The organism is Streptomyces luteireticuli (assembly GCF_041519305.1).
Taxonomy (GTDB): domain Bacteria; phylum Actinomycetota; class Actinomycetes; order Streptomycetales; family Streptomycetaceae; genus Streptomyces; species Streptomyces luteireticuli.
This window is the reverse complement of sequence record NZ_CP167927.1, coordinates 4,002,430-4,018,576: the sequence shown is the minus strand read 5'-3', so window position 1 is coordinate 4,018,576 and position 16,147 is coordinate 4,002,430. Positions and strand designations below refer to the sequence as shown.

Genomic DNA, 16,147 nt, shown 5'->3' with positions numbered 1-16,147 from the left:
TCTCGTTCATGAGGCCGTCCCCGATTCCGGGGGCGGCCTCATGGCGTATCCCCATTCAGGAGGTGCCGAGCCGATGGCGCTCGACCAGTCCTTCGTCGGACGGACCTACCCGGCCACCGCCCCCTACGAGGTCGGCCGCGAGAAGATCCGTGAATTCGCCGAGGCCGTCGGCGATACGAATGCGGCATACACCGACCCGGCCGCCGCGCAGGCGCTCGGGTACCCGGATGTGATCGCTCCGCCGACCTTTGTGTTCGCCGTCACCTTCAAGGCCGCCGGCGAGGTGATCCAGGACCCGCAGCTGGGCCTGGACTACAGCCGGGTCGTCCACGGCGACCAGCGCTTCGCGTACACCCGGCCGGTGCGGGCGGGGGACCGGCTGACGGTCACCTCCACCATCGAGGCGATCAAGTCGATGGCCGGCAACGATCTTCTGACCATTCGCGGCGAGGTGCACGACGAGCACGGTGAGCACGTCGTGACCGCCCACACGATGCTGGTGGCGCGCGCCGCCGAGGAGGCGTGATGACCGCCCGTATCTCCTACGACGACGTCGAGGTCGGCACGGAGCTGCCGGCCGCGGTCTTTCCTGTGACGCGCGACACCCTGGTGCGCTACGCCGGGGCCTCGGGCGACTTCAACCCGATCCACTGGAACGAGAAGTTCGCCAAGGAGGTCGGACTGCCGGACGTGATCGCGCACGGCATGTTCACCATGGCCGAGGCGGTCCGCGTGGTCACCGACTGGACCGGCGACCCGGGCGCCGTCGCCGAGTACGGGGTGCGCTTCACCAAGCCGGTCGTCGTGCCCAACGACGACAAGGGCGCGGTCATCGAGGTCACCGGCAAGGTCGCGGCCAAGCTGGACGACGAGGCGCGGACCGTGCGGGTGGACCTGGTGGCGACGAGCGCGGGGCAGAAGGTGCTGGGCATGTCGCGGGCCGTGGTGCGGCTGGCGTAGCCGGACCGGCCGGGCTCCGGGGGGTTGTGCGGGTTAGTGAGCAGCCACTAATCTCTCGGGCATGGTCAGGATGAGCGCGGAGGAGCGGCGGGAGAGCGTCGTCCGGGCGGCGGTCGCGGAGTTCGCGCGGGGTGGCTACCACGGCACCTCGACCGAGACGATCGCCCGCCGGGTGGGGGTCTCCCAGCCGTATCTCTTCCGGCTCTTCCCCGGCAAGCAGGCGATCTTCCTCGCCGCGGTCGAGCGCTGCCAGCAGGAGATCCTGCGCACCTTCGAGGAGGCGTCCGAGGGGGTCGCCCCCGAGGACGCCAAGCGCACCATGGGTCTGGCGTACGAGGACCTCATCGCCCGCGACCGGGACATGCTGCTGATGCTGCTCCAGATGTGCGTCGCGGTCGCCGCCGCCGAGGCGGCGGGCGACACGGAGTTCGGCCGCCCGATCCGGGCCGGCTGGGAGAGGCTGCGGGACCACGTCCACGCCGCCCTGGGCGACGACGCGAAGGCGTCGTCCCGGTTCATGGGGCACGGCATGCTCATCAACGCCCTGGTGTCGCTGGGTTTCCCCACCGACCACCGGGTGTGGGACGGCCTGCCGCAGGAGTGATGCGCCGGGCCGGGACGGAGTGCCCGGCCGCCGGCGTGTTTTTTTGACCACAAAAGTTAGTGACCACTTAATAACCAGGGGGAGAAAGTGGATCGTCACGCCGCACGCCGGGCCGTCTGGGCCCTGGTGATCGCCGGTGCCGCCGGCTTCATGACCGCGCTCGACAACCTCGTCGTCACCACCGCGCTGCCCTCCGTCCGCGCCGACCTCGGCGGGACGCCGGAGGACCTCGAATGGACGGTCAGCGCCTACACGCTCACCTACGCCGTGCTCCTGATGCCCGGCGCCGCCCTCGGCGACCGGTTCGGCCGGCGCCGGCTGTTCGGCCTCGGACTGCTCGTCTTCACCGGCGCGTCCGCCGCCGCGGCCCTCGCACCCGGGATCGGGGGCCTGATCGCCGCCCGCGCCGTCCAGGGCGCCGGCGCCGCGGTCATGACCCCGATCGCCCTCACCCTGCTCACCGCCGCCACCCCGCCCGAGCGGCGCGGCACCGCCTTCGGCATCTGGGGGGCCGTCAACGGCCTCGCCGTGGCCGCCGGACCGCTCGTCGGCGGCGGGCTGACCGAATACGTCTCCTGGCACTGGATCTTCTGGCTCAACGTGCCCGTCGGCCTCCTGCTCTTTCCCCTCGTCCGGCTGCGGACGGCCGAGTCGTATGCGCCGGGCGCCCGCCTCGACCTCCGCGGGACGCTCCTGGTCAGCACCGGGCTCTTCGGCATCGTCTTCGCAGTAGTGAACGTCAACGCCCATGGCTGGACCGGCGGCCGGGTCCTCACCGGGCTGATCGCCGGCGGGCTGCTGCTGGTCGCGTTCGTCCGGCACTGCTCCGCCCGCGAGAACTCCGTGCTGCCCCTGCGCCTCTTCCGCAACAGGGCCTTCAGCGGCGTCAACGCGGCCGGGCTGCTGATGTTCTTCGGGATGTTCGGCTCGATCTTCCTGCTCGGCCAGTTCCTCCAGAACGTGGGCGGCTGGACGCCCACCGAGGCGGGGCTGCGGATGCTCCCGTGGACCGGCATGCCCCTGCTCGTCGCCCCGCTCGCCGGCCGCCTCGCCGACCGGTTCGGCGGCCGGATCGTCGTCGTCTGCGGACTGGCCCTCCAGGCCACCGGTCTCACGCTCTACGCGCTGACGGTCTCCGTCGACCTCCCGTACGCCGCCCAGCTGCCCGCCCTGATCGCCGGCGGGACCGGCATGGCCCTGTACTTCGCCCCCGCGTCCGCCCTGGTCATGGCCTCGGTGCCGGCCGCCGAGCAGGGCATCGCCTCCGGCGCCCACAGCGCCCTGCGCGAACTGGGCGGCGCGTTCGGCGTCGCCGTGCTCGGCTCGGTCTTCGCGGCGCGGGGCGGCTACGGGTCGCCGCAGCGCTTCGTGGACGGGATCGCCCCCGCGCTGTGGGCCGGCGCGGCAGGCGTCGCCCTCGCGGCGGTCGCGGCGGCCCTGGCGCTCCGCCCGGCCCCGGCTCCGGCAGTGCCGGAGCCCGCCGCGGACCGGGAGCCGGCCGGGGTCTGACGCCCGCCCCGTACCCTTGTCGCCGTGCAGGAACTCCACGACACCCCCCTCGCCCCCCTGACCACCTTCCGCCTCGGTGGCCCCGTCGCCCGGCTGATCACGGCCGTCACCGACGACGAGGTGATCGCGGCCGTACGCGAGGCGGACGACGCCGGTGTGCCGCTGCTGATCATCGGCGGCGGCAGCAACCTCGTGATCTCCGACAAGGGGTTCGAGGGCACCGCCCTGCGCATCGCGACCACCGGCTTCTCGCTCGACGGCACCCGCCTCGAACTCGCCGCCGGTGAGAACTGGTCCGACGCCGTGGCCCGCACCGTCGGGGCCGGGCTCGCCGGCGTCGAGTGCATGGCCGGGATCCCCGGCTCGGCCGGCGCCACACCGATCCAGAACGTGGGCGCGTACGGCCAGGAGGTCTCCACCACGATCACCGAGGTCGTGGCGTACGACCGGCGGGCCGGCGAGGTCGTCGTCCTCCCGAACGCGGAGTGCGGCTTCTCCTACCGGCACAGCCGGTTCAAGCAGGACCCCTCGCGGTACGTCGTGCTGCGCGTCCGCTTCGAGCTGGAGGACGCGGGCGGGCTCTCGGCGCCCCTGCGCTACGCCGAGACGGCCCGCGCCCTGGGCGCGGCGGCCGGGGACCGCGTACCGCTGGCCGCCGCCCGCGAGACGGTGCTGCGGCTGCGCGCCGGCAAGGGCATGGTGCTCGACCCCGAGGACCACGACACCTGGTCGGCGGGATCGTTCTTCACCAACCCCGTCCTCACGGACGCCGAGCACGCGGCGTTCCTCGCCCGGGCCGCGGAGCGGCTCGGGGACGACGTCGTCCCGCCCGCGTACCCCGCGGGGGACGGCCTGGTGAAGACCTCGGCTGCCTGGCTGATCGACAAGGCCGGCTTCACCAAGGGCTACGGCTCCGGGCCGGCCAGGATCTCGACGAAGCACACGCTGGCGCTGACGAACCGCGGCGCGGCGACGACGGAGGACCTGCTGGCGCTGGCGCGCGAGGTGCGCGACGGGGTGCGGGAGGCGTTCGGGGTGACGCTGGTGAACGAGCCGGTGACGGTCGGGGTCAGCCTGTAGGACGGGGCGGGGGCGGGCTCACCCCACCGCCCCCAGCCACGCCTCGATCCCCGCCAGCAGCCGCCCCTTCACATCCCCCGGGGCCACCGACCCGCGCACCGACTGCCGTGCCAGCTCCGCCAGTTCCGCGTCCGTGAAACCGTGGTGCTCCCGCACCAGCTCGTACTGGGCCGCGAGGCGCGAGCCGAAGAGCAGCGGGTCGTCCGCGCCCAGGGCTATCGGCACGCCCGCGTCGAACAGCGTCCGCAGCGGGACGTCCGAGGGCTTCTCGTAGACGCCGAGCGCGACGTTCGAGGACGGGCAGACCTCGCAGGTCACGCCCTTCTCCGCCAGCCGCCGCAGCAGCCGCGGGTCCTCCGCGGCCCGCACCCCGTGCCCGACCCGGCCCGCCCGCAGATCGTCCAGGCAGTCCCGGACGCTGCTCGGCCCGGACAGTTCGCCGCCGTGCGGGGCGGCCAGCAGCCCGCCCTCGCGGGCGATCTGGAACGCCCGGTCGAAGTCGCGGGCGAGGCCGCGCCGTTCGTCGTTGGAGAGCCCGAAGCCCACCACGCCCCGGTCCGCGTAGCGCACCGCGAGCCGGGCCAGCGTCCGGGCGTCGAGCGGGTGCTTCATCCGGTTCGCGGCGATCAGGACGCGCATGCCCAGACCCGTGTCCCGGGACGCCCGGTCCACGGCGTCCATGATGACCTCCAGGGTCGGGATGAGCCCGCCCAGCCGCGGCGCGTACGACGTCGGGTCCACCTGGATCTCCAGCCAGCCCGAGCCGTCCCGGACGTCCTCCTCGGCCGCCTCGAAGACCAGCCGCTGGATGTCCTCGGGGGTCCGCAGACAGGAGCGCGCGATGTCGTAGAGCCGCTGGAAGCGGAACCAGCCGCGCTCGTCCGTCGCCCGCAGCCGGGGCGGCTCGCCGCTGCTCAGCGCCTCGGGGAGGTGCACCCCGTACTTGTCGGCCAGTTCGAGCAGGGTCGAGGACCGCATGGAACCGGTGAAGTGCAGGTGCAAATGCGCCTTGGGCAGCAGTCGGACGTCGCGTACGTTCTCCATTCCGGGATCCTGCCGCATGGGGCAGGCCGACCGGAAGGCACTTTCCCCAAAGGGGGAAGGGCCGCCCCGGAAATTTCCGGGGCGGCCCTCCGCCAGGAGTCGATCAGTCCCGCGCCTCGGCCAGCAGCTTCTGGATCCGGGAGACGCCCTCGACCAGGTCCTCGTCGCCCAGCGCGTAGGACAGCCGCAGATAGCCCGGCGTGCCGAACGCCTCGCCCGGGACGACCGCGACCTCGGACTCCTCCAGGATCAGCGCCGCCAGCTCCACCGAGGTGGCCGGCCGCTTCCCGCGGATCTCCTTGCCGAGCAGCGCCTTGACCGAGGGGTACGCGTAGAACGCGCCCTCCGGCTCCGGGCAGACGACGCCGTCGATCTCGTTGAGCATCTGGACGATCTTCCGCCGGCGGCGGTCGAAGGCGACCTTCATCTCCTCGACGGCCGTCAGGTCGCCGGACACGGCGGCCAGGGCGGCCCGCTGCGCCACGTTGCTGACGTTGGACGTGGCGTGCGACTGGAGGTTGGTCGCGGCCTTCACCACGTCCTGCGGGCCGACGATCCACCCCACGCGCCAGCCGGTCATGGCGTACGTCTTGGCGACGCCGTTGACGACGATGCACTTGTCGCGCAGCTCCGGCACCACCACCGGCAGCGACGAGAACTCGGCGTCGCCGTAGACCAGGTGCTCGTAGATCTCGTCGGTGAGCACCCACAGCCCGTGCTCCGCGGCCCAGCGGCCGATCTCCTCGACCTGGGCGCGGGTGTAGACGGCGCCGGTCGGGTTGGAGGGGGAGACGAAGAGCAGCACCTTGGTGCGCTCGGTGCGGGCGGCCTCCAGCTGCTCGACGGAGACCCGGTAGCCGGTGGTCTCGTCGGCGACGACCTCGACCGGGACGCCGCCCGCGAGCCGGATCGACTCGGGGTAGGTGGTCCAGTACGGGGCCGGGACGATGACCTCGTCGCCCGGGTCGAGGATGCTGGCGAAGGCCGAATAGATGGCCTGCTTGCCGCCGTTGGTGACGAGCACCTGGGACGCCTCGACCTCGTAGCCGGAGTCGCGCAGCGTCTTCGCGGCGATCGCGGCCTTCAGCTCGGGGAGACCGCCGGCCGGGGTGTAGCGGTGGTTCTTCGGGTCGCGGCAGGCCTCGACGGCGGCCTCGACGATGTAGTCCGGAGTGGGGAAGTCCGGCTCACCGGCGCCGAAGCCGATCACCGGGCGCCCGGCCGCCTTGAGGGCCTTGGCCTTGGCGTCCACGGCGAGCGTCGCGGACTCGGAGATCGACCCGATGCGGGTGGAGACCCGGCGGTCGGTGGGCGCCTGCGCGGCGGGGAAGGGAGCGGTGGCATCGGTCATACAGGCATCGTCCCAGACCCGGGACGAACCGGGCGGCGGTGTTCCACGAAGCGGTACGCCACGGGCCCGCGGGACCCCGTTCCGCGAGGTCGCCCCGGAGGTCGCGGCGGTAACTGTTCGACGTGGAGGCGGGAAGCACGTACACTCACTCGTCGTTGGCCCCTCCGCGGCGGATCAGTCCCGGGCACACCGTGCTTCCGGACCGATGCGGTACGTTGGGGGAACCACAAAGGGTCGTAGCTCAATTGGTAGAGCACTGGTCTCCAAAACCAGCGGTTGGGGGTTCAAGTCCCTTCGGCCCTGCTACACGCATCGTCACCGAGGTGCGTGCGTATGCAGTGATGCAGCACCGCCGTGCGGCTCGACCGGGCGCGGCACGGCCACGACCCGGATTCAGGTGAGGACGTAGTGACGGAAGCCCTGGGCTCCACCGCGACGCCTGAGAGCGGTCGTCCCGAGGACGAGGTCGCCGTCAAGAAGCGCCGTGGCGGCAAGCGCGGCAAGAAGGGCCCGCTGGGCCGTCTCGCGCTGTTCTACCGCCAGGTCGTGGCGGAGCTCCGCAAGGTCGTCTGGCCCACGCGCGGCCAGCTCTCGACGTACACCACCGTGGTGATCGTCTTCGTCGTCATCGTCATTGGTCTCGTGACCGTGATTGACTATGGGTTCAGCAACGCCGTCAAGTACGTCTTCGGCTGAGCCCGTCCGCGCGCAGGGGCGGTCGTTTCCGGGAGGTTCTTCCGGAGAGCCGCCTTTTTGCACGTTCCACCTCTTGAAGACCAGGAAGAAGCAGCCACGTGTCTGACCCGAACCTGAACCCCGACGCCGTCGAGCCCGTCGAGGCGGCGGCAGAGGCCGACGTGGACGCGGCTGTCCCGGCCGAGGTCGAGGGCGACGCCGCTGCCGCCGAGCAGGAGCCGGCCGAGGCCGCCGAGGACGCCGGCGAGGAGATCGCGGCCGAGGCCGAGGAGGTCGTCGAGGCCGCCGCTGCCGCCGCGGAGGAGACCGAAGAGGCCGAGGTCGTCGACCCGGTCGCCGCGCTCCGCGAGGAGCTGCGCGGGCTGCCCGGCGAGTGGTACGTCATTCACACCTACGCGGGTTACGAGAACCGTGTGAAGACCAACCTCGAGCAGCGCGCCGTCTCGCTGAACGTCGAGGACTACATCTTCCAGGCCGAGGTGCCGCAGGAAGAGGTCGTCCAGATCAAGAACGGCGACCGCCGCACCGTCCGCCAGAACAAGCTCCCCGGCTATGTGCTGGTGCGCATGGACCTGACGAACGAGTCCTGGGGCGTCGTCCGCAACACCCCGGGCGTCACCGGCTTCGTGGGTAACGCCTACGACCCGTACCCGCTGACGCTGGACGAGATCGTCAAGATGCTCGCCCCGGAGGCCGAGGCGAAGGCCGCCAAGGAGGCCGCCGAGGCCGAGGGCCGTCCGGCCCCCAGCCGCAAGGTCGAGGTCCAGGTGCTGGACTTCGAGGTCGGCGACTCCGTCACCGTCACCGACGGTCCGTTCGCCACCCTCCAGGCCACGATCAACGAGATCAACGCCGACTCGAAGAAGGTCAAGGGCCTCGTCGAGATCTTCGGCCGCGAGACCCCGGTCGAGCTGAGCTTCGACCAGATCCAGAAGAACTAGCCACAGACGCCCGAGAGGCCAGACCGATCACGGTCTGGCCTCTCGGTTTTTGGTCGGGCCACGTTACCCGCTATCGTGGTGCGGTATGCCCGCGAGCAGTGTGTCGTGGGCAAAAAATTCTCACCAGGACCCGGAGAGAGCAATGCCTCCCAAGAAGAAGAAGGTCACGGGGCTCATCAAGCTCCAGATCAGCGCTGGTGCCGCCAACCCGGCTCCGCCGGTCGGCCCCGCGCTGGGTCAGCACGGCGTCAACATCATGGAGTTCTGCAAGGCCTACAACGCCGCGACCGAGTCGCAGCGTGGCATGGTCGTGCCGGTGGAGATCACGGTCTACGAGGACCGTTCCTTCACCTTCGTGACCAAGACTCCGCCGGCCGCGAAGCTGATCCTCAAGGCCGCGGGCGTGGAGAAGGGCTCCGGCGAGCCGCACAAGACCAAGGTCGCCAAGATCACCGAGGCGCAGGTCCGCGAGATCGCCACCACCAAGATGCCCGACCTGAACGCCAACGACCTGGACGCCGCGTCGAAGATCATCGCCGGCACCGCCCGCTCCATGGGCATCACGGTCGAGGGCTGATTCAGCCCCGCCTTCAGGCACATCCCCGTGGAAGGGCCGGCGCTGGCCCGCACCACGACTCCAAGCAACTGAGGAGCTTCAGTGAAGCGCAGCAAGACTCTTCGCAACACGGACGCGAAGATCGACCGGGAGCGTCTGTACGCCCCGCTCGAGGCCGTCCGCCTGGCGAAGGACACCTCCGCCACCAAGTTCGACGCCACCGTCGAGGTTGCCCTGCGTCTGGGCGTTGACCCGCGCAAGGCCGACCAGATGGTCCGCGGCACCGTGAACCTCCCGCACGGCACCGGTAAGACCGCCCGGGTCCTGGTCTTCGCGACCGGCGACCGTGCCGAGGCCGCGCGTGCCGCCGGCGCCGACATCGTCGGTGCCGACGAGCTGATCGACGAGGTCGCCAAGGGCCGTCTGGACTTCGACGCCGTCGTCGCCACCCCGGACCTCATGGGCAAGGTCGGCCGCCTCGGCCGCGTGCTCGGTCCCCGTGGTCTGATGCCGAACCCGAAGACCGGCACGGTCACCCCGGACACGGCCAAGGCCGTGACCGACATCAAGGGCGGCAAGATCGAGTTCCGTGTCGACAAGCACGCGAACCTGCACTTCATCATCGGCAAGGTCTCGTTCGACGAGAAGGCGCTGATCGAGAACTACGCCGCGGCGCTGGAGGAGATCCTCCGTCTGAAGCCGTCCGCCGCCAAGGGCCGCTACATCAAGAAGGCGACCCTCACCACCACCATGGGCGCCGGCATTCCGCTGGACTCGAACCGCACCCGCAACCTGCTGGTCGAGGACGAGACCGTCTGAGAACCCGCACCCCGCGTGTGAGCTTCACGGGGCGGCCCCGCATCCTTCCGGATGCGGGGCCGCCCCTTTTTTGTTGTCGCCTTGTCGGAGCCCTGGGTTATCGTTCGGGCGAACGTAAAGACAAAGCAATCTCCAAAAGGTGGGGGACATGTCCAGCAGCTCCACGGTCCGTCGCATCGGCATTTCGCTTTCCGCGGCCGCGATTCTCGTCGGCGCCGTCGCGTGCAACTCCGACGACAAGAAGGACGACAAGAAGAGCGACAAGAGCGCCTCCCAGGGCGCCGCGAAGTCCTCCGACGACCGCAGCCCCGTCCAGGCCCTCCAGGCGGCCTACAAGAAGACCAGCGGCGTGAAGTCGGCCAAGGTCCACATGACCGTCTCCGCGACCGGCGCCAAGGCCGCCGACGGCAGCGAGATGGTCATGGACGGCGTCATGGGCTGGAACCCCGCCGCGATGGACATGACGATGTCCGGTGCCTCTTCCGCGATGCCCGGCGCCGGCGCCGCCGGCGGCAAGACCCGCATGCTCATGCTGGACGGCGTCGTCTACACGCAGATGCCGGCCGAGTCCATGAAGGACGCCCCCGAGGGGCTGCGCGGCAAGAAGTGGATGAAGCTCGACTTCAAGGACGCGCCCAACGCGACGCTGCAGCAGCAGCTGACCTCGAAGATGGACAGTGCCAACCAGGACCCGGCCAAGCAGATGGCCGCCCTGACGGACTCCCCGAACCTCAAGCGCGTGGGCTCGGAGAACGTCAACGGCGTCCAGGCCCAGCACTACAAGGGCACCCTGACGCTCGACGAAATGCTCAAGGGCAACGAGTCCGCCAAGGTCATGGATGCCAAGGAGCGCGAGAAGTTCCTGGAGACCGCCAAGCAGGCCGGCATCAAGGGTTATGACACCGAATTCTGGGTCAATGGTGACGACCTCCCGGTGAAAATGATCATTGGAATGGACACCGCCCAGGGCAAGGTGAAGATCACCACCGATTACACCGACTACGGCACCAAGGTCGACGTCAAGGCGCCGCCGGCCGGCGAGACCGCCGACTTCGGCCAGATGATGAAGGACCTGGCGAAGAGCATCGAGGCCGCCAAGCAGCAGTCCTGACCCGATTTGCCTCCGCGCAGGTCGCTCGCCTATGGTGTTCCGGAAGCCAAAGACCGCTGGTCGTTGCTGTGCCTCCGTCCCGGAGGCGTGGTGGCCGAAGGATCCGCTAGCTGCGGGCGACCTGCGCAGGTGATTGTGGTTGAACTCCCACTGAGCCGCTGGATGCCAGCTGTTCATCGTGGTCGAGTCACGCCCCGAGCGCCAGCGCCGGGGCGTTTCGTTTTGCCCAGGTCCCTTCGCGCGTAGCGGTCCGAATCACCCGGAAGGAGGCCGAGGCTCATGGCGACGTCCGCCAAGGCTGCTGCGGTTGCCGAGCTGACGGACAAGTTCCGTAGCTCGAACGCCGCTGTGCTGACCGAGTACCGCGGTCTCACCGTGGCGCAGCTCAAGACGCTGCGCCGTTCGCTCGGTGAGAACGCCCAGTACGCCGTGGTGAAGAACACGCTGACCCAGATCGCGGCCCGAGAGGCCGGGATCACGCTGGAGGACCAGCTCTTCGCTGGCCCGACGGCCGTTGCCTTCGTCACCGGTGACCCGGTGGCGTCGGCGAAGGGTCTTCGTGACTTCGCCAAGGAGAACCCGAATCTCATCATCAAGGGCGGTGTCCTTGACGGCAAGGCGCTGTCCGCCGATGAGATCAAGAAGCTTGCGGACCTCGAGTCCCGCGAGGTTCTGCTCAGCAAGCTGGCCGGTGCCATGAAGGGCAAGCAGTCGCAGGCTGCCTCGCTCTTCCAGGCGCTGCCGACGAAGCTCGTCCGCACTGCGGACGCGCTGCGCGCCAAGCTCGCCGAGCAGGGCGGTGCCGAGTAATTCGGCTCGCGCATTGATCGGTGCCACCCGGCACCGGTCGCAGCGGGCCGTACGCCCGCCGACATGTACATCCCGGCACCTGCCGATTTAGTGGAAGGACCGCCATCATGGCGAAGCTGACCCAGGACGAGCTGCTCGCGCAGTTCGAGGAGATGACCCTCATCGAGCTCGCGGGCTTCGTCGCCGCGTTCGAGGAGAAGTTCGACGTCACCGCCGCCGCTGCCGCGCCGGTCGTCGTCGCCGGTGCCGCCGGTGGCGCTGCCGCCGAGGCCGCTGAGGAGAAGGACGAGTTCGACGTCATCCTCACCGCCGCCGGTGACAAGAAGATCCAGGTCATCAAGGTCGTGCGTGAGCTGACCTCCCTCGGCCTGAAGGAGGCCAAGGACCTCGTCGACGGCACCCCGAAGCCGGTCCTCGAGAAGGTCGCCAAGGACGCCGCGGAGAAGGCCGCCGAGGCCCTCAAGGGCGCCGGCGCCTCCGTCGAGGTCAAGTGACCTTACGGGGCCTGAAGGCTCCTGTCTGACTCGTCAGACGAACGAAGGGCGATCACCCATGCGGGTGGTCGCCCTTCGGCGTACCCGGGCGGGCGGCACACCGCCGCCTCCGGGGCGAGTATGGTGATCTTTGTTGCCCCGTCGCAGGGGCCCGGGAGCGGCACGTGAGCGGCCGTCGGCGGGCCGCCAGGGGGCCGGAGGGCCTTGACGAACGGCACGTCGCGCGCAATTCTCAGGACGCAGTGACTCGCAGAACCTCGACCACCGTCTTCGGTCCACCGTCCGAGGCATGGAACGACGGCGGAGAGGGAAGTATCGTCGTGCGCTTCCGGCACCAGGCGGTTGCCGGACGGAGCCGGGCGGCCTCGGTCGCGTCCGGCGAGTACGGCGAGGACAACAGGATCCCGGAGGGAGAGATTGGTATCGCACCGGTCTCGGGACATCCGCTCTGGACATCAGTGGGCCAAGTGGCTACACTGACCCTTTGCGCTGCCTGTTAGCTGCCTCCTGCCCGTCACCAGGGGCATGCCCACTGTCGAGCACTGCTGATGGAAACCCTCTGACCTGGGATTTCTTATCGATGCACGGCGTGGGGCCGGTACGCGCGTAGTGAGTCCGAGCCCTCGGAAGGACCCCCTCTTGGCCGCCTCGCGCAACGCCTCGACCGCCAATACGAACAACGGCGCCAGCACTGCCCCGCTGCGCATCTCATTTGCGAAGATCAAGGAGCCTCTCGAGGTTCCGAACCTCCTTGCGCTGCAGACCGAGAGCTTCGACTGGCTGCTCGGCAACGCCGCCTGGAAGGCTCGCGTCGAGGCTGCGCTGGAGTCTGGTCAGGACGTCCCCACCAAGTCCGGTCTGGAGGAGATCTTCGAGGAGATCTCCCCGATCGAGGACTTCTCCGGGTCGATGTCGCTGACCTTCCGTGACCACCGCTTCGAGCCCCCGAAGAACTCGATCGACGAGTGCAAGGAGCGCGACTTCACGTACGCGGCCCCGCTCTTCGTCACCGCCGAGTTCACCAACAACGAGACCGGTGAGATCAAGTCCCAGACGGTCTTCATGGGCGACTTCCCGCTCATGACGCCCAAGGGCACCTTCTGCATCAACGGCACCGAGCGTGTCGTCGTCTCGCAGCTGGTCCGTTCCCCCGGTGTCTACTTCGACTCCTCCATCGACAAGACGTCCGACAAGGACATCTTCACGGCCAAGATCATCCCGTCCCGGGGTGCCTGGCTGGAGATGGAGGTCGACAAGCGCGACATGGTCGGCGTCCGCATCGACCGCAAGCGCAAGCAGTCCGTCACCGTCCTCCTGAAGGCTCTCGGCTGGACCACCGAGCAGATCCTCGAGGAGTTCGGCGAGTACGAGTCCATGCGCGCCACCCTGGAGAAGGACCACACCCAGGGCCAGGACGACGCGCTGCTCGACATCTATCGCAAGCTGCGCCCGGGCGAGCCGCCGACGCGTGAGGCCGCGCAGACGCTGCTCGAGAACCTCTACTTCAACCCCAAGCGCTACGACCTGGCGAAGGTCGGCCGCTACAAGGTCAACAAGAAGCTGGGCGGCGACGCCCCGCTCGACGCCGGTGTGCTGACCGTCGACGATGTCATCGCGACGATCAAGTACCTGGTGAAGCTGCACGCCGGTGAGCTGGAGACGGTCGGCGAGAACGGCACCTCGATCGTCGTCGAGACCGATGACATCGACCACTTCGGCAACCGTCGTCTGCGCAACGTCGGCGAGCTCATCCAGAACCAGGTCCGCACGGGTCTGGCCCGTATGGAGCGTGTCGTCCGCGAGCGGATGACCACCCAGGACGTCGAGGCGATCACGCCGCAGACCCTGATCAACATCCGGCCGGTCGTCGCCTCCATCAAGGAGTTCTTCGGCACCAGCCAGCTGTCCCAGTTCATGGACCAGAACAACCCGCTGTCGGGTCTCACCCACAAGCGCCGCCTGTCGGCCCTTGGCCCGGGTGGTCTGTCCCGTGAGCGGGCGGGCTTCGAGGTCCGAGACGTGCACCCGTCCCACTACGGACGCATGTGCCCGATCGAGACCCCCGAAGGCCCGAACATCGGTCTGATCGGTTCGCTCGCCTCGTACGGCCGGGTCAACGCGTTCGGCTTCGTCGAGACGCCGTACCGCAAGGTCGTCGAGGGTCAGGTCACCGACGAGGTGGACTACCTGACCGCCGACGAAGAGGACCGCTTCGTCATCGCCCAGGCCAACGCGCCCCTCTCCGAGGACCTGCGCTTCGAAGAGGCCCGCGTGCTGGTCCGCCGTCGTGGCGGCGAGGTCGACTACGTCGCGCCCGACGACGTGGACTACATGGACGTCTCCCCGCGCCAGATGGTGTCGGTCGCGACCGCCATGATCCCGTTCCTCGAGCACGACGACGCCAACCGTGCCCTCATGGGCGCGAACATGATGCGCCAGGCCGTTCCGCTCATCAAGGCGGAGGCCCCGCTCGTCGGCACCGGCATGGAGTACCGCTGCGCCACCGACGCCGGTGACGTGACCAAGGCCGACAAGGACGGTGTGGTCCAGGAGGTCTCCGCGGACTACATCACCACCGCCAACGACGACGGCACGTACACCACGTACCGCCTCGCCAAGTTCTCCCGCTCGAACCAGGGCACCTCGGTCAACCAGAAGGTGATCGTGGACGAGGGCGCCCGGGTCGTGGCCGGCCAGGTGCTGGCCGACGGTCCCGCGACCGAGAACGGCGAGATGGCGCTCGGCAAGAACCTGCTCGTGGCGTTCATGCCGTGGGAGGGTCACAACTACGAGGACGCGATCATCCTGTCGCAGCGCCTCGTCCAGGACGACGTCCTCTCCTCGATCCACATCGAGGAGCACGAGGTCGACGCCCGTGACACCAAGCTGGGCCCCGAGGAGATCACCCGGGACATCCCGAACGTCTCCGAGGAGGTCCTCTCGGACCTCGACGAGCGCGGCATCATCCGCATCGGTGCCGAGGTCATCGGCGGCGACATCCTCGTCGGCAAGGTCACCCCGAAGGGTGAGACCGAGCTGACCCCCGAGGAGCGCCTGCTCCGCGCGATCTTCGGTGAGAAGGCCCGTGAGGTCCGTGACACCTCGCTCAAGGTCCCGCACGGCGAGATCGGCAAGGTCATCGGCGTCCGCGTCTTCGACCGCGAGGAGGGCGACGAGCTGCCCCCGGGCGTGAACCAGCTGGTCCGCGTCTACGTCGCCCAGAAGCGCAAGATCACCGATGGTGACAAGCTCGCCGGCCGTCACGGCAACAAGGGCGTCATCTCCAAGATCCTGCCGATCGAGGACATGCCGTTCCTGGAGGACGGCACCCCGGTCGACATCATCCTCAACCCGCTGGGTGTCCCGTCCCGAATGAACCCGGGACAGGTCCTCGAGATCCACCTCGGCTGGCTCGCCAGCCAGGGCTGGAACGTCGAGGGCAGCGAGGAGTGGATGGAGCGCCTCAAGGCGATCGGCGCCGACGAGGTCGCCCCGGGCACCAACGTCGCGACCCCGGTCTTCGACGGCGCCCGCGAGGACGAGCTGGCCGGCCTCTTCAACCACACCGTGCCCAACCGCGACGGCGAGCGCATGGTGCTCCCGTCCGGCAAGGCCCGGCTGTTCGACGGCCGCTCCGGCGAGCCGTTCCCGGACCCGATCTCGGTCGGGTACATGTACATCCTCAAGCTCCACCACCTGGTCGACGACAAGCTGCACGCCCGTTCGACCGGTCCGTACTCCATGATCACCCAGCAGCCGCTGGGTGGTAAGGCTCAGTTCGGTGGCCAGCGCTTCGGTGAGATGGAGGTGTGGGCGCTGGAGGCTTACGGCGCCGCATACGCACTCCAGGAGCTGCTGACCATCAAGTCCGACGACGTCACCGGCCGCGTGAAGGTCTACGAGGCGATCGTCAAGGGCGAGAACATCCCCGAGCCCGGCATCCCCGAGTCCTTCAAGGTGCTCATCAAGGAGATGCAGTCCCTCTGCCTCAACGTGGAGGTGCTGTCCTCGGACGGCATGTCCATCGAGATGCGGGACACCGACGAGGACGTCTTCCGCGCGGCGGAGGAGCTCGGTATCGACCTGTCCCGGCGCGAGCCGAGCAGCGTCGAAGAGGTCTGACGGGTCTGACCGGGGGATCCACAAGGATCCCCCGGTCGTCCCCGGACCCC

The 16,147-nt window shown here is 69.3% G+C and carries 15 protein-coding genes and 1 tRNA gene; 14 read left to right on the top strand and 2 right to left on the bottom strand.

Going from position 1 to position 16,147, the window contains the following annotated elements; all coding sequences use genetic code 11:
- Positions 1-73 precede the first annotated feature (73 nt).
- The 5 genes from AB8735_RS17765 to AB8735_RS17745 all read left to right on the top strand — a co-directional run bounded on the left by AB8735_RS17765 (position 74) and on the right by AB8735_RS17745 (position 4,153).
- Positions 74-526 (top strand): MaoC family dehydratase N-terminal domain-containing protein, encoded by a 453-nt coding sequence (locus AB8735_RS17765; RefSeq protein ID WP_344031128.1) that lies wholly within the window; start codon positions 74-76, stop codon positions 524-526.
- Positions 526-960 carry a MaoC family dehydratase gene (locus AB8735_RS17760; RefSeq protein WP_344031126.1) on the top strand — a complete coding sequence of 145 codons (435 nt, stop codon included), beginning with the start codon at positions 526-528 and terminating at the stop codon, positions 958-960. The genes AB8735_RS17765 and AB8735_RS17760 overlap by 1 nt, the downstream gene beginning before the upstream one ends.
- A gap of 61 nt (positions 961-1,021) precedes the next feature.
- Complete coding sequence (locus AB8735_RS17755) at positions 1,022-1,564, top strand: TetR/AcrR family transcriptional regulator (RefSeq protein WP_344031124.1); 543 nt, start codon at positions 1,022-1,024, stop codon at positions 1,562-1,564.
- An 87-nt stretch (positions 1,565-1,651) separates the two neighbouring features.
- Positions 1,652-3,073, top strand: a complete 1,422-nt coding sequence (locus tag AB8735_RS17750; RefSeq protein WP_372408383.1) for an MFS transporter — start codon at positions 1,652-1,654, stop codon at positions 3,071-3,073.
- A gap of 24 nt (positions 3,074-3,097) precedes the next feature.
- Positions 3,098-4,153: a UDP-N-acetylmuramate dehydrogenase gene (locus AB8735_RS17745; protein WP_344031120.1), complete on the top strand. Its 1,056-nt coding sequence runs from the start codon at positions 3,098-3,100 to the stop codon at positions 4,151-4,153.
- An 18-nt stretch (positions 4,154-4,171) separates the two neighbouring features.
- On the opposite strand, the gene AB8735_RS17740 is transcribed toward AB8735_RS17745, so the two are convergent.
- Both AB8735_RS17740 and AB8735_RS17735 read right to left on the bottom strand, forming a co-directional pair.
- Positions 4,172-5,215, bottom strand: coding sequence for an adenosine deaminase (locus AB8735_RS17740; RefSeq protein ID WP_372408382.1), 1,044 nt, complete (start codon positions 5,213-5,215; stop codon positions 4,172-4,174).
- An 85-nt stretch (positions 5,216-5,300) separates the two neighbouring features.
- Positions 5,301-6,548 carry a pyridoxal phosphate-dependent aminotransferase gene (locus AB8735_RS17735; protein ID WP_344031116.1) on the bottom strand — a complete coding sequence of 416 codons (1,248 nt, stop codon included), beginning with the start codon at positions 6,546-6,548 and terminating at the stop codon, positions 5,301-5,303.
- Positions 6,549-6,778: 230 nt separating this feature from the next.
- On the opposite strand from AB8735_RS17735, the gene AB8735_RS17730 reads away from it, so the two are divergent.
- The 9 genes from AB8735_RS17730 (at position 6,779) to rpoB (ending at position 16,097) form a co-directional block, all read left to right on the top strand.
- Positions 6,779-6,851: transfer RNA gene (locus AB8735_RS17730), tRNA-Trp, on the top strand.
- A gap of 105 nt (positions 6,852-6,956) precedes the next feature.
- Positions 6,957-7,244 carry a preprotein translocase subunit SecE gene (secE, locus tag AB8735_RS17725; protein ID WP_199892286.1) on the top strand — a complete coding sequence of 96 codons (288 nt, stop codon included), beginning with the start codon at positions 6,957-6,959 and terminating at the stop codon, positions 7,242-7,244.
- A gap of 98 nt (positions 7,245-7,342) precedes the next feature.
- Positions 7,343-8,185 carry a transcription termination/antitermination protein NusG gene (nusG, locus tag AB8735_RS17720; RefSeq protein WP_344031112.1) on the top strand — a complete coding sequence of 281 codons (843 nt, stop codon included), beginning with the start codon at positions 7,343-7,345 and terminating at the stop codon, positions 8,183-8,185.
- Positions 8,186-8,327: 142 nt separating this feature from the next.
- Positions 8,328-8,762, top strand: coding sequence for a 50S ribosomal protein L11 (gene rplK, locus AB8735_RS17715; protein WP_128507227.1), 435 nt, complete (start codon positions 8,328-8,330; stop codon positions 8,760-8,762).
- A gap of 81 nt (positions 8,763-8,843) precedes the next feature.
- Positions 8,844-9,560 (top strand): 50S ribosomal protein L1, encoded by a 717-nt coding sequence (rplA, locus tag AB8735_RS17710; protein WP_344031109.1) that lies wholly within the window; start codon positions 8,844-8,846, stop codon positions 9,558-9,560.
- Between the two features lie 148 nt (positions 9,561-9,708).
- On the top strand, positions 9,709-10,671 hold the full coding sequence (locus tag AB8735_RS17705; protein ID WP_372408381.1) for a hypothetical protein: 963 nt from the start codon (positions 9,709-9,711) through the stop codon (positions 10,669-10,671).
- Positions 10,672-10,950: 279 nt separating this feature from the next.
- Positions 10,951-11,481: a 50S ribosomal protein L10 gene (gene rplJ, locus AB8735_RS17700; protein ID WP_030368424.1), complete on the top strand. Its 531-nt coding sequence runs from the start codon at positions 10,951-10,953 to the stop codon at positions 11,479-11,481.
- 107 nt (positions 11,482-11,588) lie between these two features.
- Positions 11,589-11,975: a 50S ribosomal protein L7/L12 gene (gene rplL, locus AB8735_RS17695; protein ID WP_344031104.1), complete on the top strand. Its 387-nt coding sequence runs from the start codon at positions 11,589-11,591 to the stop codon at positions 11,973-11,975.
- Between the two features lie 639 nt (positions 11,976-12,614).
- The gene (rpoB, locus tag AB8735_RS17690) at positions 12,615-16,097 is read left to right on the top strand and encodes a DNA-directed RNA polymerase subunit beta (RefSeq protein ID WP_344031102.1); all 3,483 of its coding nucleotides are present in this window, start codon (positions 12,615-12,617) and stop codon (positions 16,095-16,097) included.
- The last annotated feature ends 50 nt before the right edge of the window (positions 16,098-16,147 follow it).